The sequence below is a fragment of the Parasphingorhabdus sp. genome, assembly GCF_048267785.1.
GTDB lineage: Bacteria > Pseudomonadota > Alphaproteobacteria > Sphingomonadales > Sphingomonadaceae > Parasphingorhabdus.
Genome location: NZ_JBLWWU010000007.1, coordinates 21854 through 48113 on the forward strand (window position 1 = coordinate 21854; position 26260 = coordinate 48113).

Annotated in this window: 23 protein-coding genes; 15 read left to right on the plus strand and 8 right to left on the minus strand. The window is 55.7% G+C overall.

Annotated features, from left to right (window positions below; all coding sequences use genetic code 11):
• Nucleotides 1–13: 13 nt before the first annotated feature.
• The 6 genes from ACN0VD_RS07245 (at nucleotide 14) to ACN0VD_RS07270 (ending at nucleotide 5821) form a co-directional block, all read left to right on the plus strand.
• Complete coding sequence (locus ACN0VD_RS07245; RefSeq protein ID WP_417593141.1) at nucleotides 14–889, plus strand: class I SAM-dependent methyltransferase; 876 nt, start codon at nucleotides 14–16, stop codon at nucleotides 887–889.
• A 217-nt stretch (nucleotides 890–1106) separates the two neighbouring features.
• On the plus strand, nucleotides 1107–2285 hold the full coding sequence (locus tag ACN0VD_RS07250) for a Yip1 family protein (RefSeq protein WP_417593143.1): 1179 nt from the start codon (nucleotides 1107–1109) through the stop codon (nucleotides 2283–2285).
• Nucleotides 2286–2453: 168 nt separating this feature from the next.
• Nucleotides 2454–2909 carry a hypothetical protein gene (locus tag ACN0VD_RS07255; RefSeq protein ID WP_417593145.1) on the plus strand — a complete coding sequence of 152 codons (456 nt, stop codon included), beginning with the start codon at nucleotides 2454–2456 and terminating at the stop codon, nucleotides 2907–2909.
• An 89-nt stretch (nucleotides 2910–2998) separates the two neighbouring features.
• Nucleotides 2999–3430 carry a hypothetical protein gene (locus ACN0VD_RS07260; protein ID WP_417593147.1) on the plus strand — a complete coding sequence of 144 codons (432 nt, stop codon included), beginning with the start codon at nucleotides 2999–3001 and terminating at the stop codon, nucleotides 3428–3430.
• A 240-nt stretch (nucleotides 3431–3670) separates the two neighbouring features.
• Nucleotides 3671–4843, plus strand: coding sequence for a thiolase family protein (locus tag ACN0VD_RS07265; protein WP_417593149.1), 1173 nt, complete (start codon nucleotides 3671–3673; stop codon nucleotides 4841–4843).
• A gap of 48 nt (nucleotides 4844–4891) precedes the next feature.
• Nucleotides 4892–5821: an acyl-CoA thioesterase gene (locus ACN0VD_RS07270; protein ID WP_417593151.1), complete on the plus strand. Its 930-nt coding sequence runs from the start codon at nucleotides 4892–4894 to the stop codon at nucleotides 5819–5821.
• Between the two features lie 3 nt (nucleotides 5822–5824).
• Here the strand turns inward: ACN0VD_RS07270 and ACN0VD_RS07275 are convergent, their stop codons facing one another.
• The 6 genes from ACN0VD_RS07275 to ACN0VD_RS07300 all read right to left on the minus strand — a co-directional run bounded on the left by ACN0VD_RS07275 (nucleotide 5825) and on the right by ACN0VD_RS07300 (nucleotide 13489).
• Entirely contained in the window at nucleotides 5825–7567 is a 1743-nt protein-coding gene (locus ACN0VD_RS07275; RefSeq protein WP_417593153.1) for a class I adenylate-forming enzyme family protein, read from the minus strand.
• A 30-nt stretch (nucleotides 7568–7597) separates the two neighbouring features.
• Nucleotides 7598–9634 (minus strand): 3-hydroxyacyl-CoA dehydrogenase NAD-binding domain-containing protein, encoded by a 2037-nt coding sequence (locus tag ACN0VD_RS07280; protein WP_417593155.1) that lies wholly within the window; start codon nucleotides 9632–9634, stop codon nucleotides 7598–7600.
• Nucleotides 9635–9891: 257 nt separating this feature from the next.
• Complete coding sequence (locus ACN0VD_RS07285; RefSeq protein ID WP_417593157.1) at nucleotides 9892–11505, minus strand: FMN-binding glutamate synthase family protein; 1614 nt, start codon at nucleotides 11503–11505, stop codon at nucleotides 9892–9894.
• A 62-nt stretch (nucleotides 11506–11567) separates the two neighbouring features.
• The gene (locus ACN0VD_RS07290) at nucleotides 11568–11789 is read right to left on the minus strand and encodes a hypothetical protein (RefSeq protein WP_417593159.1); all 222 of its coding nucleotides are present in this window, start codon (nucleotides 11787–11789) and stop codon (nucleotides 11568–11570) included.
• A 4-nt stretch (nucleotides 11790–11793) separates the two neighbouring features.
• Nucleotides 11794–12228, minus strand: a complete 435-nt coding sequence (gene rnk / locus ACN0VD_RS07295; protein WP_417593161.1) for a nucleoside diphosphate kinase regulator — start codon at nucleotides 12226–12228, stop codon at nucleotides 11794–11796.
• 256 nt (nucleotides 12229–12484) lie between these two features.
• Nucleotides 12485–13489 (minus strand): rod shape-determining protein, encoded by a 1005-nt coding sequence (locus ACN0VD_RS07300; protein ID WP_417593163.1) that lies wholly within the window; start codon nucleotides 13487–13489, stop codon nucleotides 12485–12487.
• A gap of 1039 nt (nucleotides 13490–14528) precedes the next feature.
• Here ACN0VD_RS07300 and ACN0VD_RS07305 point away from each other — a divergent pair.
• A complete protein-coding gene (locus tag ACN0VD_RS07305; RefSeq protein ID WP_417593165.1) occupies nucleotides 14529–14720 on the plus strand; it encodes a YdcH family protein in 192 nt (63 codons plus the stop codon).
• 485 nt (nucleotides 14721–15205) lie between these two features.
• Nucleotides 15206–16591 carry a sulfatase gene (locus ACN0VD_RS07310; protein ID WP_417593167.1) on the plus strand — a complete coding sequence of 462 codons (1386 nt, stop codon included), beginning with the start codon at nucleotides 15206–15208 and terminating at the stop codon, nucleotides 16589–16591.
• 10 nt (nucleotides 16592–16601) lie between these two features.
• On the opposite strand, the gene ACN0VD_RS07315 is transcribed toward ACN0VD_RS07310, so the two are convergent.
• Together ACN0VD_RS07315 and ACN0VD_RS07320 are read right to left on the minus strand one after the other, a co-directional pair.
• Entirely contained in the window at nucleotides 16602–16970 is a 369-nt protein-coding gene (locus ACN0VD_RS07315; protein ID WP_417593169.1) for a PaaI family thioesterase, read from the minus strand.
• 10 nt (nucleotides 16971–16980) lie between these two features.
• Nucleotides 16981–18144, minus strand: coding sequence for an acyl-CoA dehydrogenase family protein (locus tag ACN0VD_RS07320; RefSeq protein ID WP_417593171.1), 1164 nt, complete (start codon nucleotides 18142–18144; stop codon nucleotides 16981–16983).
• 232 nt (nucleotides 18145–18376) lie between these two features.
• On the opposite strand from ACN0VD_RS07320, the gene ACN0VD_RS07325 reads away from it, so the two are divergent.
• The 7 genes from ACN0VD_RS07325 to ACN0VD_RS07355 all read left to right on the plus strand — a co-directional run bounded on the left by ACN0VD_RS07325 (nucleotide 18377) and on the right by ACN0VD_RS07355 (nucleotide 26237).
• Complete coding sequence (locus ACN0VD_RS07325) at nucleotides 18377–19861, plus strand: 3-oxoacyl-ACP synthase (protein ID WP_417593173.1); 1485 nt, start codon at nucleotides 18377–18379, stop codon at nucleotides 19859–19861.
• Nucleotides 19854–21053, plus strand: coding sequence for an acetyl-CoA acetyltransferase (locus ACN0VD_RS07330; protein WP_417593175.1), 1200 nt, complete (start codon nucleotides 19854–19856; stop codon nucleotides 21051–21053). The genes ACN0VD_RS07325 and ACN0VD_RS07330 overlap by 8 nt, the downstream gene beginning before the upstream one ends.
• Nucleotides 21054–21090: 37 nt before the next feature.
• Nucleotides 21091–21864, plus strand: coding sequence for an SDR family NAD(P)-dependent oxidoreductase (locus ACN0VD_RS07335; RefSeq protein ID WP_417593177.1), 774 nt, complete (start codon nucleotides 21091–21093; stop codon nucleotides 21862–21864).
• A 176-nt stretch (nucleotides 21865–22040) separates the two neighbouring features.
• Nucleotides 22041–23186 (plus strand): acyl-CoA dehydrogenase family protein, encoded by a 1146-nt coding sequence (locus ACN0VD_RS07340; protein WP_417593179.1) that lies wholly within the window; start codon nucleotides 22041–22043, stop codon nucleotides 23184–23186.
• Nucleotides 23183–24226, plus strand: a complete 1044-nt coding sequence (locus tag ACN0VD_RS07345; RefSeq protein WP_417593181.1) for an acyl-CoA dehydrogenase family protein — start codon at nucleotides 23183–23185, stop codon at nucleotides 24224–24226. The genes ACN0VD_RS07340 and ACN0VD_RS07345 overlap by 4 nt, the downstream gene beginning before the upstream one ends.
• Nucleotides 24223–25041 carry an enoyl-CoA hydratase-related protein gene (locus ACN0VD_RS07350; RefSeq protein WP_417593183.1) on the plus strand — a complete coding sequence of 273 codons (819 nt, stop codon included), beginning with the start codon at nucleotides 24223–24225 and terminating at the stop codon, nucleotides 25039–25041. Before ACN0VD_RS07345 ends, ACN0VD_RS07350 begins: the two co-directional genes overlap by 4 nt.
• Before the next feature lie 14 nt (nucleotides 25042–25055).
• Nucleotides 25056–26237 (plus strand): cytochrome P450, encoded by a 1182-nt coding sequence (locus ACN0VD_RS07355; RefSeq protein ID WP_417593185.1) that lies wholly within the window; start codon nucleotides 25056–25058, stop codon nucleotides 26235–26237.
• Nucleotides 26238–26260: the final 23 nt, after the last annotated feature.

Here is a 26260-nt window from a genome sequence, read left to right on the forward strand (position 1 = left end):
AGGAAAAGGCGCCATGAGCAACGACAGGCTCAATCAAGACCAGAAGTCTGATGAATTGAAGCCGGAAGATTGGGCCGGTGAAATGGGCCTGAAATGGCTGGCTAGCCTGTCCTTGTTCGAAGGAATGATCGCGCCAATTGGCGATGCATTACTGGCTCGCGCTGATTTTCAGGCCGGCGAAACCGTGATTGATCTGGGCTGCGGTGGTGGCGCGACAACAATGGCTATTGCAGATGCGGTAGCGCCTTTGGGCAAGGTCATGGGCGTCGATATTTCACCCGACCTTATCGCAACGGCTCAGGAACGCGCGGCCAGCAGTGGCGCGACCAATATCGAATTTACCTGCGCCGATGCGTCTGTCGTCCAATTGCCGGACGCGCCCTATGATCGGCTTTTCTCTCGTTTTGGCAGTATGTTTTTTGAGGAGCCCGTCGGCGCCTTCTCCAATTTGCACAGCCTTGTCCGGAAGGGCGGGCGCATTGATCTGGCGGTGTGGGGACCTCCGCGTGATAATCTGTGGATGATGGAGATGATGAGTGTCGTCAGGAATCACATCGAAATCCCGCCCGCGGAACCCCGCGCACCCGGTCCCTTTGCCTTTGAAGACCTCGAATATCTGGGTTCGGTCCTGACCGATAGTGGTTTTAGCGACGTCGACGTGATTGCCTATGAAGCCCTGCAACCGGTTGGCGGTCACGGTGCCACGCCCGAAAAAGCGGTTGAATTCGCCTTTACCTCGATGGCGGTGGGCCGTTTGCTGAACGATAAGGGTGAGGCCATAGTCGAAGCGGCCCGCCGGGAACTGGCCGATGTTTTTGCCCGCCATCATATTCCTGGAAAAGGCGTGATGATGCAGGGGAAGGTCTGGTTGGTCTCTGCGGTCGCTTGAGATTGTAATTCCTCTGCAAAGCCTCCCGCGTGGGGCTGTTTCCAAAGAATTGCATATGAAGCTGGTCTGCCCCCGAAATCCGATTGTCGGTGATCCCGCAACAGACTTTTTACGGGCAGGATGAATCCATCCGGATAAGTTACGGAATTAATGGCTTTTACTTTGTCCTGATTTCCGATATTTCTTTGCCAGGGTCGGGATTTTGGGAGCCAGTGAAATGAATGAACAGAAACGCGTAGAATCGTTATTGCAGCGAGTGAAGGCAATCTTGTTGCGACCTCGCGAAGAATGGCCGGTTATCGAAAGCGAAGCGGGAGGCATCGCTGATATCTATAAGTCGCATGTACTGCCGCTGGCGGCCATTGGGCCGGTTGCAGCATTCATCCACGCCGTTGTATTTGGAAACAGTTTCTTCGGAATCACCCACCGGCCGTCTTTCCTCTCGTCTTTGTCAACGGCGGTCATCAGCTATATATTTACTCTCGTCGGTGTTTTCCTGATGGCGTTGGTGATTGATTTTCTGGCCTCCCGCTTTGGCGGCGTTGCCAATCGGACCAATGCCTTCAAACTGGCCGCATATAGCGCAACCGCTGCATGGGTTGCAGGAATTTTCCAGCTTGTGCCGGGCCTGGGAATGCTCACCGTGCTGGGCCTATATGGGCTATATCTTCTTTTTGTCGGCATCCCGATCATGATGAAGGCGCCGGAGGACAAGGCCATCATCTACACCGTGGCGATCGTAGTTGTCGGAGCGATTGCGGGGATGATTTTCAGTTTCATTCTCGCCCCGCTGATGCTTATGACGAGCTCCGTTCCCGATGTCAGCGATGGCGGTTTGTCCGGTAGCGTAAACGTGCCTGGTGTCGGATCGCTCGATCTGGGCAAACTGGAAGAAGCCAGCGAAAGAATGGCGGCTGCCAGTGAACGGGCGCAAAGCGGAAAAGCCACGGCCTTGCCATCGAAACAGCTTGCAGCGATGCTTCCGGGAGAACTGCCGGGTGGGCTTGTCCGATCAAGCACGAAGAGCAGTGGTTCGTCCATCGGCGGGGTTGGAGCATCCAGTGCTTCGGCTTCCTATGGCGAAGGGGACAATCGGATTGATCTGACAATTACCGATTTGGGCGTCGCCGGCAGTCTGGCCACTCTGGGTAACGCCTTGAACGTGGAATCCGAAAGCCAGAATGGCAGCGTGTTCGAAAAGATGGGCAAGATTGATGGCCGTATGACAACGATCCGCTTTGACAGCGAACGACAGGATGGTCGCTATAGCATGATTGTCGGCGACCGCTTCAATGTCGAGGCCGATGGCGCTGCCGGTTCGATCAACGATTTGCGCGCTGTCGTCAACCGGGTCGATATCAACGCTTTGGAATCGATTGCAAAATCCGGAGACTGATCACGGTTTCGCGCCTTGACTGTGATTTCTGTTCCTGCTCGGCGCGGCTGTCAGCAGACCGTCGTCCGAAAGATTGTTCGGGGCATCATCACGTTGCACAGCGGCTTTGACCAAAAGACGCTGTGCCACCTTTTAACATAAAATAGCGTCACAAAAGGGATTCCGAAAATGCACAAAAGCTTTGCGACTTTGATGTTGGCGACACCGATTTTGATGGCATCTGCCTGTTCCGATGATCCCCAACCGGCAGAGCCAACTGATAATGGCAGTCAGGAAATCAGCGCGACGAATTCGCCGCCGGCATTTTTGTCCAAGGATATGGATTGGCTACCTGAGGATATCTGGCTTCCGTCCGATTTTGAACCGACCCAAAGCCAGAAAATGAATCCGATGGCCGAGACCTATCTCTTGCGCGGCAATACGCAGATGAGCACCACCGCGTTGCTGTCATCTTATAAAGAGCGGCTGGCCGCGGCGGGATATGAACCATTTCCGGTGAAAAGACCGAAGCCGGACAGCATAGCCTTCAGCGGGAACGGGCATGGCTATGTCATTGTCAATGTCAGCGATGAAGGCGCCAAGCGCGTGATGACCCTCAGTGTTGAAAATGCCACCGGATTCTAGGCACCTGTCGCCGTATCAGGCGCAGGTTTGGATGCGCCTGTTCTCAAACCGAAGAAATTTTTGATCTCGATAATCGTCAGGAAATAAACATGAAATTACATACAGCCCTAATGCTTCCGCTCATCCTTTGCGCTTGTGGACAAGCAGAAAACAACGGCGCAGCTTCCGAGGAAGCATTGGAAGCGACCGTCACTGAAGCGGCTGACGCAGCCGTGATTGCGCCAGCCGATCTCGAGGGCCAGTGGTGCTACACACACTATGTCGCGGGAGACGAGAAGGTCGAAGAAATGATCAACTATATTTTCTCGAAAGACGGATCCTTGCTCTATCAGACTAGTGGAATGTCTGAAATCGATGAGCCGGGCAGTTATGTCATCGATGGCAATGCGATCAAGATCCTGCCGGCTCTTTCCGCTTTCAACATGCAGTTTGTTAGTATGTCGCCGGACGAATTCATTCTTAAAATGGCCTTTGGCGAGATGTACTGGTCACGAGGTGCCTGCCAGCCCCAGGCGATATGAATCATCGCTGGCATTCAGATATGGGATCTTCATCCTGAAGGCATTGGACAAGCGCAGGATATAATTATGCCCGGTTCGCGGGAGAGCAGGGAGTGCTGCTGTTGCTTGACGGCTTTTGTCTCGAACTGGAGTCCTTCAGCGTCGGCGTTTCCTTGACAAGACCGGAAATAGACCTAGGCCATCATGTGCAATTATGACCCAGACATAGTGAAATATTTGGTTATCAACGGAGAGAATTACATGCGCGAAGCAGTCATCGTATCTTATGCCCGGACCGGGCTTGCCAAAGCTGGTCGCGGTGGTTTCAATATCACTCCTCCGATGACAATGGCGGCCCATGCCGTCAAACATGCGGTCGCCAGATCAGGTGTTGAAAACGATTTTGTCGATGATTGCATATTCGGCAATGTCGCGCACGCCGCTCCCAACATCGGCCGCAATGCAGCGCTTCTTGCCGGTCTTCCCAAAACAACCGCCGGAGCAACGGTCAATCGCTTCTGTTCGTCCGGCATGCAGTCGATCGCGATCGCCGCAAATCATATCCGCGGCGATGGCGCGGATTGCGTTGTCGCGGGCGGCGTCGAAAGCATTTCGATGCAGGGTCCCCGGGCACCGGAAGGCAGCATCGACGAAGAAATCCTGAAAATTGCCCCCGCGATCTTCATGCCGATGATCGAGACTGCCGATATTGTGGCGGAGCGTTACAACGTCAGCCGCGAATATCAGGATGAATATTCCCTGCAGTCGCAACAACGTATTGCCGCAGCCCAGGAGGCAGGCTTGTTTGCCGACGAAATCGTGCCGATGCAGACGAAAATGAAACTGGTCGACAAGGAAAGCAAGGAGGAGAGCATCGTCGATTACACGGTCGACCGTGACGAATGCAACCGCCCGACGACGACGTTGGAAGGCCTGTCCAGTTTGCAGCCAATCATGGGGCCGGACAAATTTATCACGGCCGGGAACGCCAGCCAATTGTCAGACGGCGCCGCTGCCGTCGTGTTGATGGAAGCCAAAGAGGCCGAACGCCGCGGACTGGAACCGTTGGGCCGTTTCGTATCCTGGGCTGTGGCCGGATGCGAGCCGGATGAAATGGGCATTGGCCCGGTATTTGCCGTTCCCAAGCTGCTCGAACGCCAGGGCCTGACGGTTGATGATATCGATATCTGGGAACTCAATGAAGCCTTTGCCAGCCAGTGTCTTTACAGTCGCGACCGCCTCGGAATTGATCCCGACAAATATAATGTCAATGGCGGATCGATTTCTATCGGCCATCCTTTCGGCATGACGGGTACGCGCTGTGCAGGGCATTTGTTGCAGGAAGGGCGGCGTCGCGGTGCCAAATGGGGCGTGGTTACCATGTGTATTGGCGGCGGACAGGGTGGGGCCGGTCTGTTCGAGATATATCCCTGAGCGCCAGATCGCAGCGGCTTGGTACCTAATAAGGAATTAAAACAAGTTTTGGAAAAGCTAACAGAAGAACAAGTCGAGCGCCGGTTATCGCAGGCGTTGGCACATCGCTCTTCCGTGTCTGCGGAGCGGTTGATCGCCGGATTGCTGGCTACCCTTGATCTCACGGCCGAAGCTGCCGACGAGTTTACTTATCCGGCGCTGCCTTCAACTGCCCGCGAACGCATTTTTGGCGGTCAGGTAATTGCGCAGGCGATTGTCGCTGCGGATCGCACGGTTGATGCGGAGAAGAATATCCATTCGCTCCATTCCTATTTCCTGCGCGCCGGGGATGAAACGAAGCCGCTGCATTTCCGGGTTCACCGCGACTTTGACGGTCGCAGCATCTCCAATCGCCGGGTCGTGGTCCGGCAGAATGACAAGGTCATCTTCAACCTGACAGCGTCCTTCCAGAAGCCCGCAGAAGGGCTGGAGCATCAAGTAAAGATGCCGGACGTATTGCCGCCGGAACAATGTATGAGCGCGATGGAACAAATTGCGCGTAACCCGCAGATCCCGGACGAGTATATCGAGCGGATGAGCATGCCGCGCCCATTTGATGTCCGCAGCGTTCGACCGGAGGGGAAAAGTGACGTTGCGCGTCAATATCAGTGGATAAAAGCCGTTGCTCCGCTGCCTGACGATCCGCTTGTCCATCGTGCTACCCTTGCTTTTGCATCGGATATGGGGTTGCTTTCAACGTCGATGATTCCGCACGGGATACACTGGACCACGCCCGGATTATTCTCGACCAGCCTCGACCACGCGATGTGGTTCCATGATGATTTCAGGATGGACGAATGGATTTGTTATGTCATGGACAGCGACTGGACTGGCCATACGCGCGGCCTCAATCGCGGGGCACTATACACGCAAGACGGAATCTTGATCGCCTCGGCGGTGCAGGAAGGGATGATCCGGCTGGCGCCGAAAAGCGATTGAGCTTTAGAAAAGCGCCTTCAAATCCTTCTTCAGTATTTTGCCGTTGGCGTTGCGCGGCAGGCCTTCGGCGCGGAACAATATCTTTACCGGCACTTTGAAGTTCGCCAGCCGTTCGCGGACCCATTCCTGCAATTCCGCTTCGCTGGCTGTTTTCCCGGGGGCTAGTTGGACAATGGCCGCCGGTTCTTCGCCCAGCGTCTTGTGGTCGATCCCGATCAACGCGGCATCCATCACGGCGGGATGATCGTAGAGGACATTCTCGACCTCGGACGAGTAGATATTCTCTCCGCCGCGAATGATCATGTCCTTCGCGCGGTCGACAATATAGCAAAAGCCCTCGTCGTCCAGTCGCGCCAGATCACCGGTACGGACCCAGCCATCGACGAAGGTTTCGGCGGTCGCGTCGGGGCGTCTCCAATAGCCTTTGACAACCATCGGCCCGCGCGCCCAGAGCTCACCAACCTCGCCGACCGGCATTTCGCGGCTGCCATCCTCGCTCATGACTTTCAGGTCGGCGGCGGCCACCGGCGGTCCGCAACTGCTCGGGCGATGGAGATAGTCCTCGGCGCTATGGCCGGTAACCGACGCCATGGTTTCGGTCATGCCCCAGCCGTTGCCGGGTAAAGCGCCAAAAACCTCGTATATTTTTCGCGCCAGTTCGGGCGCCGACGGTGCACCGCCATAGCTGATCGAATCGATCGAACTCAGATCATATTTGTCCCGGTCCGGATGTTCGATCAGTTGCCAGGCAATAAATGGCACGCCGCCCGTTGCATTGACCTTTTCCCGTTCGATGATTTCCATCGCCTTGACCGTGTCCCACTTGTGCAGGAAGATCATCTTGTGGCCGCCATGAACCGTTGGCATCATGGTTGCGGAACAGGCGGTGCAATGGAACATGGGTATCACGGTCAGGCCAACCCGGACGGTCGGTTCGGGCAGTTCATTGCCGCGGCGCAATGCTGTGACCGCTCCGGCATAGCCAGCTGAAACGGCATTGCTTGTCAGGTTACGATGGCTGCCAAGTGCGCCTTTCGGCTGTCCGGTTGTGCCGCTGGTATAGAAAATCGTCGCCGCGTCATCCGGCGCAATGTCGACCGCGGGGAGCTTCTGGTCCGGAAGATCGCCGTAATCATTCGGTCGGCCGATAATCGATTCCAGTGACCGGACCGGAGCGGCCAATTCGCCTTGGCTGCGCGCCACGATGACATGCTTGAGATCGGGCAGCTCTTCGAGATGGGGAGAAATCCGGTCCCATCTTTCCGCATCGCACAGCAGGACGCTGGTCTGCGAGTTTTCCAGTCCGAACACCAGTTCCTGATCGGTCCACCAGGCATTGAGCGGCACAACAATGGCGCCGATTGAGGCTGCGGCAAAGAAGATCACTGGCCATTCGGGCAGGTTGCGCATCGCCAGGGAAACCCGGTCACCCTTGGAAACGCCGATTTTCTGAAGCTCGACGGCAAGAGCCGCGACAGCACGATACCAGTTGGCATAGGTGACCCGCTCGTCTTCAAATATCAGAAATTCGCCATCACCATGGCCCCGGGCATGTTCCGCCAGCGCGGCCAGACTCGGGTGCGCGTTTTTCCAGACACGGGTCTCGACACCGTCAATGTCGACCATTTCCATTTCAAATGGCTGGCCCGGCGCGCACAACAAGGTTTCGATTTCATCACGCGACCGCAGGGGCCAGCCAAGGGGGGGCGTCCACTTTTCCAGTGGATCTATTGCTTGAGTTGCCAATTTATTCTCTCCTATTCGATATACGTAAATCTATCCGTTGAATTTTTCACCCTTGCTCGCCTTGTCCCGGAGCATATTGGCGACCGGCAGATTGTGCTTTTCCAGTCCGGCAACGACCTTGTCGAGCCCGACCGTATCGGCCCAGAACATCGGGCCGCCGGTGTAAAGCGGCCAGCCATAGCCGTTGATCCAGACGACATCGATGTCGCTCGCACGCTGTGCCATGCCTTCTTCGAGGATTTTGGCGCCTTCATTGACCATCGGATAGAGCAGCCGCTCGCGAATCTCGTCCTTCGAAATGTCGCGCTGCTGCTTGCCGGCCTTGGCAGCAAATTCGGCGATGATCTGTTTGACTTCATCAGCGGGCGTCCGCTGACGCGCCTGATCATAGTCGTAAAATCCCTTGCCGACTTTCTGGCCCCAGCGTCCGACGGCGCACAAGGCATCGCGCATGGATTCGATGCGCGCCGGATCGCGATGCCATCCGATATCTATGCCGGCCAGATCGGACATCTGGAATGGTCCCATCGGAAAGCCGAATTCGAGCAAGACGTTGTCGACTTCCCAGTAATTGGCGCCTTCCATGAGCAACGCATTGGCCTGTTCCTGACGCGGGCTCAGCATCCGGTTGCCGATGAAGCCGGGGCAGACACCTGAGACGGCCGCGACCTTGCCGATTTTCTTCGACAGCTTCATCGCCGTCATCAGGACATCGTCTGCTGTCTTCTCGCCGCGCACGATTTCCAGCAATTTCATCACATTGGCCGGCGAGAAAAAGTGCAGGCCCAGAACATATTCGGGGCGTTTGGTCACCGCGGCGATCTCGTCGATATTGAGGTAGCTGGTGTTGCTGGCAAGTATCGCACCCTGTTTCACATTCGCATCAAGCTTGGTGAACACTTCCTTTTTGACATCCATATTCTCGAACACCGCCTCGATCACCAGATCGCAATCGGCGAGGTCGTCGTAGGACAGGCTTGGGGTCAAAATGCCCATCGCATCCTCGACCTGCTGTTCGGTCATCCGGCCACGCTTGGCACTATTCTCGTAATTTTTGCGGATCACACCGACGCCGCGATCCAGCGCTTCCTCTTTCAGCTCGACGATGGTCACGGGAATGCCGGCGGACAGAAAGTTCATGCCGATGCCGCCGCCCATTGTACCGGCACCCAAAATCCCGACTTTCTTGATAGATATCAGATCGATTTTGGGATCGATTCCGTCAATCTTGTTGGCCGCACGTTCGGCAAAGAAATAGTGACGCATGGCCGCCGACTGCGTGCCGGTCATCAGCTTCATGAACAGCTCATGCTCTTTCTTCACGCCGTCGGCATAGGATAATTCGCCTGCGGCCTTGACCGCCTGAATGCCGGCTTCGGGTGCGTCAAAACCACGAATCTTGCGCCCGTTCTTCTGCCGGAATTCATCGAAGATGGCGGGGTTCTTGATACCATCTTCATTGGCCGTACCCTCGGAAGAGCGAGGCGGTTCCTTGCCGATTTTCTCGCGCGCAAATGCGATCGCATCGTCGGCGAGACTGTCTTCACCCACGATCTTGTCGACCAGCCCGATGGCTTGTGCTTTCGCCGCCGAGATTGGATTGCCGATCACGATCATCGGCAATGCCGCTTCCGCGCCAACCACTCGCGGCAGGCGCTGGGTTCCGGCGGCGCCCGGAATCAGACCCAATTTGACCTCGGGCAGCCCCATTTTTGCCGACGGTACTGCAACCCGGTAGTGACAGGCCAGGGCAACTTCACAGCCGCCGCCCAGAGCGGTCCCGTGGATCGCCGCGACAACTGGCTTGCTGCTGGCTTCCAGCCGATCAATGGCTTCGAGTAGATTGGGCCCCTTCATCGGTTTGCCAAATTCGGTGATATCGGCACCGGCAAAAAACGTTCGTCCATCACAGCGGATTACCACCGCCTCTATCTCGTCGTTTGAGAGAGCCTCATCAATACCATCGACCAGCCCCTGTCGAACCGCTGCGCCGAGAGCATTTACCGGAGGATTGTTCGAGACAATGACCAGAATATTGTCATGCTTTTCGGTGGTTACGACAGACATTTTTTTCTCCTAAAAACCATGCTTTCGTGGCGAAGCATTGGGGTATAGTGCGATCACGAACCGTGATTATTGGGCAAGTGGAGCAAATATCACAAAGATTAACGATTTGGAATCACGCTTTTGTCGCTGGGATATCTGAAGCGATCATCTTGATATCGGGTCTATCGATTTCGGTCGCTTTCCGTAGCGGATATTCAGGTTACGCAACTCGGATATTTTTTCGTCAGATCCGTCAGAAGACGCGCAATGATGCGCTCTCATTCGTAACTGGTCTGGGGTATATCTGCCAGCGCCCTGAAGCTTTCTGCCTGTGCTGCTGCCCAGAAGCGGGCATAGGGCGTGGCTTCCGGCGAATCGATCAGGGCGTTGGCTTTCAGGAACGGATAAATCTGATCAATCGAACTGGATTTGACCGCGTTCAGCCGTTCATGCAGATGGTGCGGACGGATTTGCGAAGGGGTATCGAGCCCCATGGAAACCACGATGTCGCGCAAGGCCACTGCTGTTTGGTGCTGAAACCGGGAGACGCGCTCAGCCTTGTCCTCAACCACCAGACCGCGCTGCCGTGATGCGCTCTGCGTCGCGATTCCGGTCGGACATTTGCCGGTGTGGCATTGCAAGGACTGGACGCAGCCTAGCGAAAACATAAAGCCGCGGGCGGCGTTGGACCAGTCCGCGCCCAGTGCCGCGTTCATTGCGAGGCTGGCTCCGCTAATTACCTTGCCCGATGCTGCCAGCCGGATATCGCCGCGCAGTCCGGCACCGATCAGCGCATTGTTGACGAGAATAAGGCCCTCGCGGAGCGGCATCCCAACCCGGTCGGACAATTCAACCGGTGCGGCACCGGTTCCGCCTTCACCGCCGTCGACAACAATGAAATCGAGCTTGATGCCGCTTTGCAGCATCGCTTTCATCACCGCAAAAATCTCGTGCGGCTGACCGACACATAATTTGATACCGACCGGTTTTCCGCCGGAAAGAGTACGGAGCTGCTCGACAAAATCGAGCATTTCGAGCGGGGTGGTAAAGGCTGTATGGGCAGCGGGTGAAATACAGTCCTTGCCAACCGGAATATGGCGCGTTGCGGCGATTTCCGCGGTAACCTTTGCACCAGGGAGCATGCCGCCATGTCCCGGCTTGGCGCCCTGACTCAATTTGATCTCGATCATCTTTATCTGGTCTAGAGAGGCGGTCTGTGCGAATTTTTCGGGATCGAAATTGCCATCGTCGGTGCGGCATCCGAAATAGCCGCTACCGATTTCCCAGACGATATCGCCGCCATGTTTTGCATGATAGGGACTGAAGCCTCCTTCACCGGTATCATGGTAAAATCCGCCTTGCTGGGCACCCAGATTCAGGGTCTCGATAGCCTTTGCCCCAAGGGAACCAAAGCTCATCGCTGAGATATTCAGAATCGCAGCTGAATAAGGCTTCTTGCACTGCGGGCCACCAACATTGACACGGAATTCCTCGGCGGCCCTTTCATTGGGCACGATCGAATGGTTGAGCCAGTCATATTCTTCGGAATAGACATTCAACTCCGTGCCGAAGGGATGCGACGAATTATCGTCCTTCGCCCGGGCATATACCAGTGCTCGGTCATTGTGATTAAAGGGTCTGCCGTCGAGATCGCTTTCTACAATATAGGAGCGCAAATAAGGGCGGAGGTCTTCAAAAAACCACCGAATGTGCGCAATTACGGGATAGTTGCGTCGCAATGTGTGTTTGGTTTGCAACAAGTCCCAGGCAGCGACACCGAGAAGAATGATAACGGGGGCCAATAGCCAAATAGCCCAAGGATTTGCCGGAAGCAAAAGACCCAGCAGGATTGCCGCTGCCACGAGCAGTATCGGCACCACAAATCGTATCATTCTTTCCCCCGCCCATTTCAGTCCACTATTCGCCGCCGAGCCATTGGCAGCTATGTACCGGTTCAATCCTGTCGACGAACCAGTTCGCCCGTGTCAATTATTTCAAACGTTTCCTTGTCGATATAGCGAACAGCTTCATCATTTGCCGTCACCAGCCTGCGTGCGCCGGGATATTGCCGAACACCGTTGTCCGTGTCGACTATCCTGAAATGCTGATATTCGATAACATCAAGGCATCGGCCATCATCGGCGATGCATCGATAGCGAACAAGTTCTTTCTCCATAATTTCAACTCGGGTTTATATTCACATCATCGGGTGGGGTTACATTGACGATACGCAATATCCGTTCGGTTCCGCTCCGGTCCGGCCAGGCAATGGTCTCACCCGCGACCATCCCGATCAGTCCCGCGCCCATCGGTGTCAATATGGAAAGATGATCATTTTCAATATCCGCATCCTTGGGATAGACCAGCTTGACCGTCCGCCGGAGACCGCTGGTCTCGTCGACAAATTCGACTTTGCAGTTCATCGTTACAATATTGTCCGGCATATCATCCGCACTATGCAGTATTGCGCGACCAAGCTCTTCATAGAGCATCTCTGCTACTTTCGGATTGCGGGATTCCATCGCCATCGCGAATGCCTCGATCGCGTCACTTTCACGGTCGATCATGTGGATAACCGGACGCCCCGCGTCCGGACTGATATCTGTGTTTTTCATGATATTGATTCTTTTCAAAAATGGCTGGGAAGCAACGCGAAACGCGAAATTCTTCTCTCAATCTAGATTGTGAAAATCCCGGACCCCGTTTTGCGACCTCATTCTGTCGAGGCCCATAGCGCGGATCCGGGTCAGCTTCCTGCGGCGAGCTGTCCCGAAAGGTGGCGATATCGCCCAAGAGGAATGGTCATGGCCATTGGCGAACTATGGTGACGCATGCTTCTATTGTCAATCCAACGGAATCGTGGTTTGCGCGCTAGTGGACCATTGCGCTGTGCAGCCCTCGTGCGACGCAGGATTGGGATTGATCGGCGACGGCGACCGGAACGCCAATTCTGTCCGTCAATGTCTGTCCGATCAGATTGATTGCCGCGCTGCCGCCGGTTAATATGATTCCGTTGGAATGGATGTCGTCACACAGTTCGGGTGCGGTATTGCCCAAAAGATTGGCTGACATATCGGCAATTGCATCAATATGTTTGCGGGCCAGAGCAGCGAGTTCCTGAATCGGGATCGACCGTGTCTCGGGCAGACCGTTTGCCATATTCTGTCCTTTTACATTGATCGACCCGGTTGCAGTGGCGTTGGCGATCATCTTCTCGACCAGTTCGAGCTTTGTCTGTTCCGCCATATTCTGACCGATCAGGAATTTATGCCTGAAATGGAGATGGTCCCTGATCGACTGGTCCATGCTATCGCCGCCTTTGCGGATAGCGGCGCGTTCGCACAGACCACCTAGAGAAACGATGACGGCTTCCGTAACTCCCGCGCCGCATTCGACAATCATGGCACCGGTCGGTCCGTCGATTTCTATGCCCGCACCATGGGCAGCGGCAATGGTTTCATCGACCAGCTTGATCGAAGATATGCCGGCATCCCTTGCGGCGGTCATCAGGGCGTTACGCTCGGCGCTCGTGGCGTCGGTCGGAACGCCAATGGTGGCGGTCAAACCACCTCTGCGCGGTCTGCCGATACTGGAGCGAATGGCATAGTCCAGAAACATGCGCGCGGCGTCGATATTGTTCAGAACCCCATAACTAAGTGGTCGAACGATAGTGAGGTCTGCCGAATCATGGCCCCGCATTTTTTTAGCTTCAATTCCGGCAGCAACCCTCTTTCTCCTGCCTGTTCCACCGGAAAAACAGCAAAGAGATGGTTCGTCAAAAACGATCCCCTCCGCCGCTGTCATGATACGAGTGTTGGCCGTGCCGAAATCAATGGCGATATCGGGCTTATGTTTTCTGGTCAGGATTTTGTACATCAACCGATTTTAGACTCCATCAGTCAAGCTGTCAGCATTATTCGTGATGGTCGTATCGCGTTGGGTTATATTCCGGAACCCGGCTTGACTAAAAAATTCCCAGTCCTATCTTGTCGGCATGGCTAAGAAACCATCATCTCTCTGGCTTGCTAGCATGGAAAAACTGCTAACGCTCTAGCCCGCCCCGATCGGGAGACCAGAATCTCCCGGCACCGGGGATAGGCGTCTTTGACGCAAGCCGCAGCCCAAGGCCTTTGATAAGCCGGCTGCATCTTCACAACCAATATGTCGAAAGCAAATGCTGCATTTTTTGCAGAGCTTTCCGCTGGCGTATTGCGCTGACAGTACACGGACTGGTGCAAGCTGGTCGTCGTTGGTCGCGCGCTAAAAGGACTAGAAAATGATACAGGATATAGCAGCACATCGGAATCGTGCTGCGCAGATTTCTTCGCGGACACCCTCCCTTGGCGAAGGCCAGTTTCGTCTCATTCTGGGTATATTCGCTGTTTCCATAACTGTCTCGATAATGGCCTTGATCCAGACGAGCATGAATATGTGATGCAGGCGATGAGAAGGAATCCTGAATCTCGGGTGGCGATCACCGACGAGTAACAGGCCTTCGACCTGATGCTGGAGATATCAACAATGAACTACAGAAAAATGCGATCTTATCCACCCGAACCGATTGCTCTGGCCTGATCCGGAAATGGGCGCTGCCATCCGGATCAGGCGCATATCCGCAGGAGCCAGCGGCTCTTTGATATGAACTTAATTGACAGGATAATGAAATGGGAAAGAAGAATAGATCAGGAAACCGGGAACCGAGAAAACCCAAAAAGCAAAAGGCAGTTTCCGAAGTGGATAATAGCGTATCCGGTGCGCTCCAGCGGAAAATACCGGGCAATATGAAATCGGGACAAACAAAAATGGCTTAACCGCTTTGGTCCACAGGACAGGGGCTACCGAGACCTTTCTTCTCCGGCAGCCCCTGTCAGACAGATTAATATTATCGAACATCTCGACTATAACGGAGGACAATATGTCCAAATCATTTCTTCGTCGGCTCCGGAAAAAGCACGACGTTATTGATCGCCAGATAGCAAAAAAACATAAGTCGCCCGATCCAGATTCCGCAAAGATCCGCGAACTTAAAAAATTGAAGCTGTCGATTGAGAATCAGATCGCACGTATCGAGGCGGCATCGGCCACACCGGCTGTATCCGGTTCCTGATACCGACACGACGGAGCCATCCTGGGTGGTTCCGTCAGTCACTGTGAAATTGTGCATGAGGAATATGACGAAACCCCTTCGCAACCCTCCATCGGTTGTCCGTAGACAATTTCTTGATTCTGAAGAATAAGCTCGGTTGGTAGGCCTATTGGGGAATAATCGCATCAAACCGACCAAGGCGCATGATTGGCATTGGTTGGATGACCATGCGTTGATCAGCACTAAAAGATTATGGATGGCTGCGACTCAAACTGAGAGACAAATCCGATTAGGGCGAGCGGATAAAAAACATAGCGTAAGCCCCGGCAGCTCGAACAGGTGATGGCCGATCGCAGTTAATCGAAGCGAAAAAACAACCAAATGCGAGTTGTCGAGAATGTGACGTCTGCCAAAACATTTCCACATAGCAGCCAAGGGATAGCAGAATATCTGTGGCAAAAGTGAATACCCGATCCAGAAGGGTTGGATAATGTGGAGAAAGCAGCATGCATTTCAACAGGCGACAGTTTATTTCTGGCGTTGGTGCGCTCGCGGTTTCTGCGAGTAGCGCAAAAGCAACCATGCCCCAGCGTCCGCCCAATATCATCTTCATTCTTGCCGACGATCTCGGTTGCAGTGATATCAGCCTGTTGGGCCGAACCGAATATTCCACGCCCCATATCGACAGCATTGGAACCGATGGCGTTATTTTGCCGGAAGGCTATGCCAATTCCTCGGTCTGTTCACCGACCCGCTTTGCGCTCGCTACCGGTCGCTATCAATATCGACTGCGCGGCGGCCTTGAGGAACCGATTGGAGCGGAGCCCGAGCCTGTTGGACTGCCGCCGGAACACCCGACCATCGCCTCTTTTTTCCGCGAGGCCGGGTATCGCACGGGCCTGATCGGAAAGTGGCATATGGGCTCCCTGCCTGACTATGGACCCACCCTCAGCGGCTATGAGAGCTTTTTTGGCGTCCGGCTCGGCTATGCGGATTATTTCAACCATAGCGACCAGATCGACCGATCAGGCGGTAGCGCTCTTTATGAGGGCCAGCAGATCATCGAACGCCATGGCTATCTGACTGACCTGCTGTCGGACCGTGCAGCCACCGACATCGCCGCTGCCGCACGTGATCAGGTGCCGTTGTTCATGAGCCTGCATTACACCGCGCCGCACTGGCCCTGGGAAGGGCCTGAGGACGAAGAAGCCGCGCGCCATATCCGCTATCTCCTCCATCATGACGGCGGAAGCGAAGAAACCTTTGCGAACATGGTGCGGTCTTTAGATAGCGGCGTAGGAAGGGTGCTCGATGCCATCGACAGGGCGGGGCAGGCCCACAATACAATTGTTGTGTTTACGAGCGACAACGGCGGCGAGCGTTTTTCCTACACATGGCCTTTTGTCGGGATGAAGGGCGATCTGCTGGAAGGCGGAATTCGCGTGCCTTTGCTCATCCGCTGGCCGGGCCGGATTGCACCGGGTAGTGTTTCCCAACAGACGGCCATGTCGATGGATTTCCTGCCGACCCTATTGTCCGCCGCCGGGGTCACGCCCAATCTCCGCTATCACACTGACGGAATCGATATTCTGCCACAGATAACTGGCGTTGCTGAGCCGGTCGACCGCAGACTTTATTGGCGTCACAAAGCCAATGATCAAAAGGCGATCCGTTTCGGCCGGTGGAAATGGATGAGCATCAACGGCCATGAATATTTGTTCGACCTGTCGCGCGACCGTCAGGAACGCGCCAATCTTGCAGAACATCAGCCCGAGCTTTTCGCCGAACTCAAGGCGGATTGGGAGAACTGGAATGCAACCATGCTGCGCTATCCAGACGATTCATTCAGCTATTCGCTTAATGGCGCGGGGCAGATTGCGGAATTCGACTAGCCAGCGGTCGCTAGAATCGGCTTCTGACTATGGATGCCGAGGAAGTGGCGAGAATTTTTCCTGTGTCGCTTTCAAGCGTTGCTTCGGCAAAAACGAACCGTCGGCCGCATTGTATGATTGCGGCGCTGGCAATAATCCGGCCCCCTGAACACGGACGCAGAAAGCTGGTGCGCAGATCCACGGTCTGCACATATTCATCTGCATCGATCCGGGCGCGCGCGGCGCGCGCCATCACGGTATCGGCAAGTGCCAGATAGACCCCGCCATGGACCTGACCCAAATCGTGCATATGGCGTTCGTCGGCATCCAGTTCGACGATAAACCGCCCTTCGGAAGGGCCGACGATCGTCAGCCCGAGCAGTGTATTAAACCCCTGCATTGCTGATCCGCTAACGCGGCAATTTGAGCAGATTGGCGATATTGTTGCGCTGAATGGCAGAGGAACCGCCAAGAATAGGCATGACCAGGATATCGCGTACATAGCGCTGCATGTCGAAATCGCGCACATAGCCATAAGCGCCCATGATCTGCTGACAGGTCAGCACGATGTCGCGGGCTGTATCGCAGACGAACAATTTGGCCATGGAGGTATCGGCCCCTGCGGGCTGCTTCGCGTCGATCAGAGCTGCGGCATTATAGGTCATGAGGCGACAGGCTTCGAACTTGGTCTTCACATCGGCCAGCATGTGACGGACGGACTGGATCGTGCAGATCGGTTTGCCGAACTGGACACGCTCCTGTGCATAATTCCAGGCGTCATCGACCGCCCCGCGCGCAATCCCGAGCGCCATGGCCGCTACCTCAATCTTTTCAATATCAAGACCCGGACCGACCAGTTTGGACCAGCCCTTGTTGATCCCTTCTTCACCTCCGATGACATTTGAAATGGGCACGCGGACATCATCAAGGCTGATGTCGAATGTCCCGCCGCCCTTTAGCCCCATCGTATCCTGAGCGGTCATCACAATGCCTTCGGCGTTCGGCGGGATAAGGACAAGGGACAGGTTCTTGTATTTTTCCTCGGCCGGCCCGGTGCGGACGAGTGCATAGATATATTCCGAAATCTTCGCGCCTGAGCAGAAGCGCTTATGCCCGTTAATGACCAGTTCGTCGCCATCGCGCACTGCAACGGTCCGCACGCTCGCCAGATCAGCGCCGACATCGGGCTCGCTGAAACCATAAGCAACCATCAATCCCTCGGATGCGACCTTCGGCAGCAATGCCCGGCGCTGCTCTTCGCTCGCGACTTCGCTGATGTTGAGGCCAGCATAGCAGGTCGACTGAATATAGGCGCAGCCCACCGCCATGCTGCGCGAACATAATTCTTCAATAACCATAATTGTCGCGGTGATGTCTCGCCCGCTGCCACCATATTCCTCGGCAACCGTGAGACCTGTCAGGCCAAGTTCAACTAACTTGTCGTGCACATTGCGAGGAAAAATATTCTCTTTGTCCCATTGCTGGGCCAGCTCGCGCGGCATTTCGTTGTCAATGAAACGGCGCATCGTATCTCGCAGCATCGTGATGTGGTCGGCTTCTCTGGTGGCGTTCATGACGGCATGCCCCTTTTGCAAATAGCGGTGTTCGTATGGTCGCAATAGCTATGGTGCATTCACCTCAGTTCAAACTCGCAATTCGCGATTGCCGAAACTTCACCGATAGACGTGTCGATGCGAGTTCAAGCTGAGCCGGACTCAGCTTAGCGAGGGCGGCATTCCCCACAGGAACCGGGGCTGCGCTCAGAAGCAGCGTCTGGTCACAGCCAACTTGTCACAGGAGACTTCATTGCAACACCGCGGGATTGTTTCATTCGGCGCCTATGTACCGAGGCGCAGGCTTGCGAGAAAAGCCATTGGTACGGCCAATGCCTGGGTTAGCCCCGGCCTGGCCTCCGCAGCACGTGGAGACCGGGCGATTTGCGCACATGACGAAGACAGTCTGACAATGGCGGTAGAGGCTTCCCGTCTCGCGCTCTCTGCGCTGGGCGGATCAAAAGCCATCGACGCGCTTGCCTTTGCTTCGACGACGATGCCTTTTGCTGATCGACAGAATGCCGGACTGATTGCGGAGGCCGTCTCGCTTCCTGCGGCCATCCGCAGCACCGACGCGGGTGGTTCTTTGAGAGCCGGTGTGGGCGCGCTTCGCACGGCTCTTGAAGGCCCCGGCAACAGCTTGGTCGTCGCTTCCGACAAGCGTTTGACCCGGCCCGGCAGCGCGCAAGAGATGCGTCTCGGTGATGCGGCAGCCGCGATTGTGACCGGCTCTGACGCACTGATCGCGGACTATATAGGCGGCACGGCGGTTTCGGTTGATTTTACCGACCATTATCGGACCAGCAATGCCGACTTTGATTATCAGCTTGAGGAACGGTGGGCACGTGACGAGGGGGGAATGAAGATCATTCCGTCGATCGTGCAAGAACTGCTCGTCCAGCACGAAGTTTCAGGCGAGGCCATCGCACATTTCGTTGCTGCGGGACTTGGTGGACGGGATGCGAAGGCGGTGGCGGGGCGCTGCGGAATTGCAGAGAATGCTGTCACTTCAGATCTGCACGCTGAGTGCGGAGACACAGGCACCGGGCATCCGCTACTTCTGCTGACCAAAGTATTGCAGTCGGCCGTGCCGGGAGATCTTATTCTGGTTATGGGATATGGTCAGGGCGCAGAAGCATTACTGTTCCGCGCGACCGACCAGATCGGGGCAGCCGCTGCCATGACTGGCGCAGACGCCATGCTCGAAAGCGGCGTGTCGGATGATAATTATCTGCGTTTCCTTTCCTTCAACGGCCATGTTGCGATGGATTGGGGCATGCGCGACGAACGTGATAATCGCACTGCCCAATCCGCTTTTTACCGACATCGCCAGACGGTTACGAGTTGCACCGGCGGGCGCTGCATAGCTTGCGATACTCCACAGTTCCCGATGAGCCGGGTCTGCGTCAATCCCGACTGTCGGGAAACCGATACACAGCAGCCCGAACCGTTTGCCGATAAGTTGGCGTCGGTCAAATCATTCACGGAGGACTGGCTGGCGCTCTCCTATAATCCCCCACTCATGTATGGGAATGTTCGCTTCCAAGGCGGTGGTGTGGCGATGCTCGAATTCAGCGATTTCGAGCCGGGTGAGGTCTCGGTTGGCGCGCCACTCGCCATGCAATTTCGCATCAAGGACATCGATGAGAGGAGGCAGTTCCGGCGCTATTGCTGGAAAGCTGTGCCGCCGCGCGCACCATCCCTCCAATCCGAACACAAAGGAAAAACCAATGGCTGAAGGTATTCGTGACAAGGTTGCCATTATCGGCATGGGCTGTTCGCAATTTGGTGAACGCTGGGATTGCAGCGCTGAAGACCTGATGGTCGAATCTTTCGGCGAAGCGCTGGCAGACGCCAATATAGAGCGTGACCGGATCGAAGCGGCGTGGCTCGGCCTGTCGTCGGACGATCAGGGGCCCGGCAAGTCGGCGCTCTCGCTCTCCTCCACGCTACGCCTGCCCAATATCGCGGCGACGCGGGTGGAGAATATGTGTGCAACGGGCACCGAAGCGCTGCGTGGCGCGGTCTATGGCGTGGCATCCGGGGCCTATGATATTGCGCTGGCGCTCGGCGTCGAGAAGCTCAAGGATACAGGCTATGGTGGGTTGCCAGAGCGCACCAAAGGCACGTTTGAGGATCTCTGGTTCCCTAGCGTTACCGCGCCTGGCAGCTTTGCTCAGTTTGCGAGCGCTTATGTTGCGCGCCATGGCGTTGATATGGATCAGCTTAAGGAAGCGATGGCCCACGTTTCGTGGAAGAGCCATGAAAATGGCGCGCTCAATCCAAAAGCCCATTTGCGCAAACGCGTGACCAAGGAGAAAATTCTTGGCGCTCCGATGATCGCCTATCCCCTCGGCCTGTTCGACTGTTGTGGCGTCAGTGACGGTTCTGCTTGCGCTATCGTCACAACACCTGCACTTGCCGAAAAGCTCGGCGGGAACGGCCCGCTCATCACCGTTAAATCTATGCAACTCGCGCTCAGCAACGGTTCGGAAATCAGCCATGACAGCTGGGACGGCAGCTATGCGATGACGACGCGGATCGCCTCTGAACGCGCGTATCGGGAAGCCGGGATCAAGGATCCCCGCACCGAAATTGACCTGATTGAAGTGCATGACTGTTTTTCGATTACCGAGCTGGTGACAATGGAAGATCTTGGTCTGTCCGACATCGGTCATGGTTGGCAGGATGTGCTCGCTGGCAAATATGACAGCGATGGAGAAATACCGTGCAATATTGATGGCGGCCTCAAATGTTTCGGCCATCCGATCGGCGCGACTGGTTTGCGTATGGTCTATGAACTCTACCAGCAATTGCGGGGCACCGCCGGTGATCGGCAGCTCAACGCGCCAAAGCTTGGCTTGACCCATAATCTGGGGGGCTTTCCGAACAAGAATGTAAGCAGCATCTCGGTCATCGGTACCTGCTGAGCACCTCTCCTACTAACCACAGAAATGAGATAATGTTATGACTGACCCATTCAGGCTGGAAGGCCGAACGTATATCATCACCGGCGGCGGGCAGGGCGTGGGGCGCGCGCTCGCCGAATTCGGACTGGAACGGGGCGCGAAGATCGCCCTCGTTGATATCAATGAAAAGACGCTCAACCAGGTTGCGGACGAAATCAACAACCCAAATCTGACTTGCATTAAAGCTAATGTGGCCGACGAGGCTGAGGTCACTGCATTGATAACCAAGACGCTAGACCATTTCGGCGACCTGCACGGCCTGATCAATAATGCCGGTATAGTCCGCGCTGCCATGGCGCATGAAATGAGCCTCGATAACTGGCAGCAGGTCATCGACGTTAATCTCACCGGTGCCTTTCTGTGTTTGCGTGCCGTTGGCCGGGCTCTGATCGAAAAGGCGGCCAGTGGCGACCCGATGCCCGGTCGAATCGTCAATATTTCATCGGATGCCGGGCGCCGTGGTACGATTGGCCAGATCAATTATGGTGCCGCGAAATCCGGGGTTCTGGGTCTGACAATGAGCGCCGCACGCGAATGGGCCCGTCACAATATTACCGTGAACAGTATCTGTTACGGTGTGGTTGAAACGCCGATGACCGACACCATCCGCAACGAGAAATTCCGCGATCGCTATCTTAAACAAATCCCGCTCGGGCGTTTTGCCGCGTCAGACGAAGTTGCACCGGCCACATGGTTCTTCCTCACCGATGCCGCCAGCTACGTGACTGGCCAGCATCTCTCGGTCGATGGCGGCTTTCATATTGCCACATAAGCTTTCCAATCGGATGACCCTGGCGAAATTCACGACCATGAAACCCAGAAGTGAGCGCGATGCGAGGTGCTGCTGATTGCGCCGTTGGATAGGCTTTGGGGCCGAATAACTCAGTTGAAAGGATCCTGAATGGGCTCCGAACCACTTCCATATTATCGCTGGAGAACAGCTATATTATGACTCCCGATTTCCCGCCTATCCGGATGGCGCCCGATGGTGCACCTGCGCGCGAAGATATCCGATCCTTTCTGGATGAGCGGCTTCACGGTCTGGCTCCCGTTCAGCGTGCCAGAAGCTGGTCTGCCTGCGATGGTGCTTTCAGCCAGGCCCTAGGCGCAAAGGGCTGGATCGGTGTCACTTGGCCCGAAAGGTTCGGCGGCACGGCCTCCAGCCATCTTGTTCGCTATCGGATCGTAGAGGAGTTGCTGGCAGCTGGCGCTCCAGTTGCCGCCCATTGGTTTGCTGATCGGCAAAGTGGTACAATGTTGCTCCGCTATGCCAGTGAAGCCCAGAAGGCTGACTTCCTGCCGAAAATGGCCGCCGGAGAACTCTATTTCTGTATTGGCATGAGCGAACCGGATTCCGGCTCCGATCTTGCTTCGCTTAGAACCCGGGCAACGCTCGATGGGGATGTCTGGCGAATAACGGGATCGAAAATCTGGACGTCCCACGCCCAGGACGCGCATTATATGATCGCGCTTGTCCGGACGTCGAGCGATGACGCCGATCATCGCAACGGCCTGAGCCAGTTCATTATCGACCTTTCTTCCCCCGGTATTACGATCCGTCCCATTGAAGACCAGATGGGCGACGCGCAATTTTGTGAAGTCTTCTTCGATGACGTGAAAGTCCCGGCCGATATGTTGCTCGGCGAGTCAGGCAAGGGGTGGGCGCAGGTCAACGCCGAACTGGCGCTTGAGCGCAGCGGCCCCGAGCGTTTTCTCAGTAGTCATGTTCTCATCGAAGAAACGCTGAATGCGCTTTCCGATACGCCGTCCGACGTCCTTATGGGGTTGATTGGACGCTGGGCGGCTGATTTGTGGACATTGCGGCAGATGTCTCTCGCCGTCGCCGGCAAGCTTGAACGTGGCGATGATCCAATGATCGAAGCTTCAATCGTTAAGGATCTTGGCGCTCAGTTCGAACAATCGGTGTCCCGCGATCTTCAAGCCGCTTGGGACGACGGTTCGATTCATGACGATGACGGCGAACTGGAGGCCACGTTGACCTATCTGATTGGCGCATCTCCGAGCTTTTCCTTGCGCGGTGGAACGCGCGAAATCTTGCGCGGGATTATTGCCCGGGGGATCGGACTGAGATGAACGAAAATCGTGTGATGCTCATGGATATGGTGGAAAAGCTCTTTACCGATCTTGCGGTGAAAAATAAGCTGGACAGCTGCTCTGACAATATTTTCGATAAAGACTGGAAAGCGCTTCAGGACCTGGGCCTTCCCCGGTTGATGCTTGCTGAGGAAGAAGGTGGGTTTGCCGGCAACTGGGAAGATACCGGTCCTGTATTGAAGGCGCTGGGCGCGCATGGACTAGCCTTGCCTCTCGGCGAAAATATTCTGGTTCAACACTGGCTGCACCGGCTTGATCAGACCTGTCCCAAAGGCATGGTTCAGTTTGCTTTTGCTCCATCGGACGCGACGAACGATCTGGTGCTGCGGAACGTACGATGGGGGGCACAGACGCAGTGGATCATGGTTTTCGAATCGGATCGGTGGTCATTGCGGCCGACCGAGATCCTTCCCGACCAAAGCAATCGCGGGAACACGTCCAACCAGCACGCCACCCTTCGATGCAGCAGAGATTTGGCCATCGCCGACGGCCCACTGGCGCTTAGCCAAGAGTCCTATTTCGCAGAGGCCGCGCTAATGCGCGCCTGCCAGATCGCCGGCGCCGTTGAAGCGATGTCGCGTATGACGATCAATCATGCCCAGGAGCGGTCTCAGTTCGGCAGACCCCTCGGTCGCTTCCAGGCGATACAACACCAACTGTCTGTGCTGGCCGAAGAAAATGCCGCTGTCAGCTGTGCCGTAGACAGCGCCTGTCAGGCGGCCGTCGCGGGAGAGGCCGGGTTCGAAATGGCGGCAGCAAAATATCGTGCCAACCGCGCCGCCACTATCGCTGCCGACATTGCGCATCAAATCCATGGTGCGATTGGATTCACTCGCGAATTCTCCCTTCATCGCTTCAGCCAGACTGCTCAAGCCTGGGCGCGCGAATATGGCAATGAGGAATATTGGGCGCAGTGGCTTGGTCATTTCGCACTTGCTGCGCGTCCAGAACCACTCTGGCATTGGATTACAGCGCGCAGTGACCGGGTAATCGCCGCTGAACAAGGACATCCGGCATGATCGAAGCCTTCGATCTGCCGCATTGCGCTGACAGTATACTCAGCCTTTCCGATGGTGTTGCTACATTGCGCTTCAACCGCGACGATGTTCGCAACGCGCTGACTGGAACAGCGCTAATCCAGGATATCGTCACTGTCTGCAAATGGGCGAGCGAGGACGAACGCGTTGGCGCGCTGATTCTGACCGGTGATGGCAGGGCCTTTTCTGCCGGTGGCAATATCAAGGACATGGCCGCAAAGACCGGAATGTTCGGCGGTGAACCGATAGCGGTGCAGGACGCCTATCGGCGCGGCATTCAAAAGATGAGCCTTGCGGTTTATCGCACCGAAATACCGGTGATTGCTGCCGTCAACGGAGCAGCGATCGGAGCGGGGCTCGATCTAGCGTGCATGTGCGATATTCGTTTAGGATCCACCAGAGCCAAGATCGCAGAATCCTTCGTCACACTTGGTCTCGTGCCCGGCGATGGCGGAGCGTGGTTCCTTCCGCGCGTGGTCGGCAATCAGCGTGCGGCTGAGATGACCTTTTCGGGCCGTATCGTGGAGGCCGAAGAGGCTCTCGCAATCGGGGTTTTCCTGGAGCTTGCCAAACCAGAAGATTTGCTGTCGCGCGCTGAGGTGCTGGCTGCCGGGTTTGCTGGCCAGCCCCGGCGCGCTATCCGGCTCGCGAAACGCTTATTGTCGATGGGCCAACGTATGCCGCTCGACGATTTTCTCGACCATTGCGCCAGTCTGCAAGCGCTCGCCCATCATGGTCTTGAACATGATGATGCGATTGCCGCAGCTGTTGCCAAAATCTCATCTGAAACCCGGTGAAAGGTCCCCAACCCATGCCCCTTCGATACTCGCCTTATGATGAAAGCCTCTGGTCAAACCCCTGGCCGGTTTACAAACGGATGCAGGCCGAGGCTCCGGCTTACTATATCGAAGATCTTGATTGTTGGGCACTGACACGGTTTGATGATATCTGGCAGGCCAGCATGGATCGCAAATCCTTTACTGCCTCTTATGGCACCTCTCCCGACGCTCTGTTTCTGTCTCGCGCACCCCAGCCGCATGTCTTTTTGTTTATGGATCCGCCCGAGCATGGCAAATATCGGGGACTGATCGGGCGATCCTATATGAAGGACAAGATCGCCCTGATTGAGGATCATGTTCGCGGGGTCGTGCGTAAATTGCTTAAACCTATGCTCGAACAGGGAGAGCTGGATGTCTATGCGCTCGGCAGCCGCACGGCGCTGGAACTGATCGCGGCTTTTATCGGTCTTGAGCTCGAAGAGGTTCTGCAAATCCGAGGTTTTATCAACCGTTTTTACCAGCGCGAATCCGGCGTGCGTGGGACCACCGAAGCCGGTGCCGAAGCCTTTGCCGAAGCCCATACGTATATCCTTGGACTGATTGATAAATATCGCAAACAAAGGCCTGCCGAACATAGCCATATCGTCAGCTGGCTGGACGCTGAAATTGATGGCGGTTTGTCGGATGACGAGATTTTCTTCAGTCTGTTCGCGATGGTGATTACAGGATCCGATACCGTTCCGTTCGCTACCGCGAGCTGCATCTATTATCTCGATCAACATCCCGATCAGCTTGCGATGGTGCGCGAGGATCCCAGCTTGATCGCGGGAGCGTTTGAAGAAGCTGCACGCTTCGATCAGCCGACTAATCTGCTCGGTCGGCGTATCGCAAAAGATGTCGAATTGCATGGGCAGGTGATGCGGGAGGGCCAGTCAATTCTGTTCCTCTATGCAGCCGCGTGCCGGGATGAGCGCGAATTTGACGCTGCCGACACGTTTGACATCACCCGTAAACAGCGCCGAAACCTGTCTTTCGGCACCGGTTTGCATTTCTGCCTTGGCCAGCACCTGGCGCGACTGGAGGGGCGCGTGATGATAGAGGAACTGATCGGCTCAATTCCGGAATTCGAGATCGACCAAAGCGGTTGCAGACGCATTTTCGGAGAATTCCTGCAAGGCTATATAGCCATGCCTATCCGATTTCAGCCGCGCTAAGTCTGCTCTGAGATTGGCTCGTA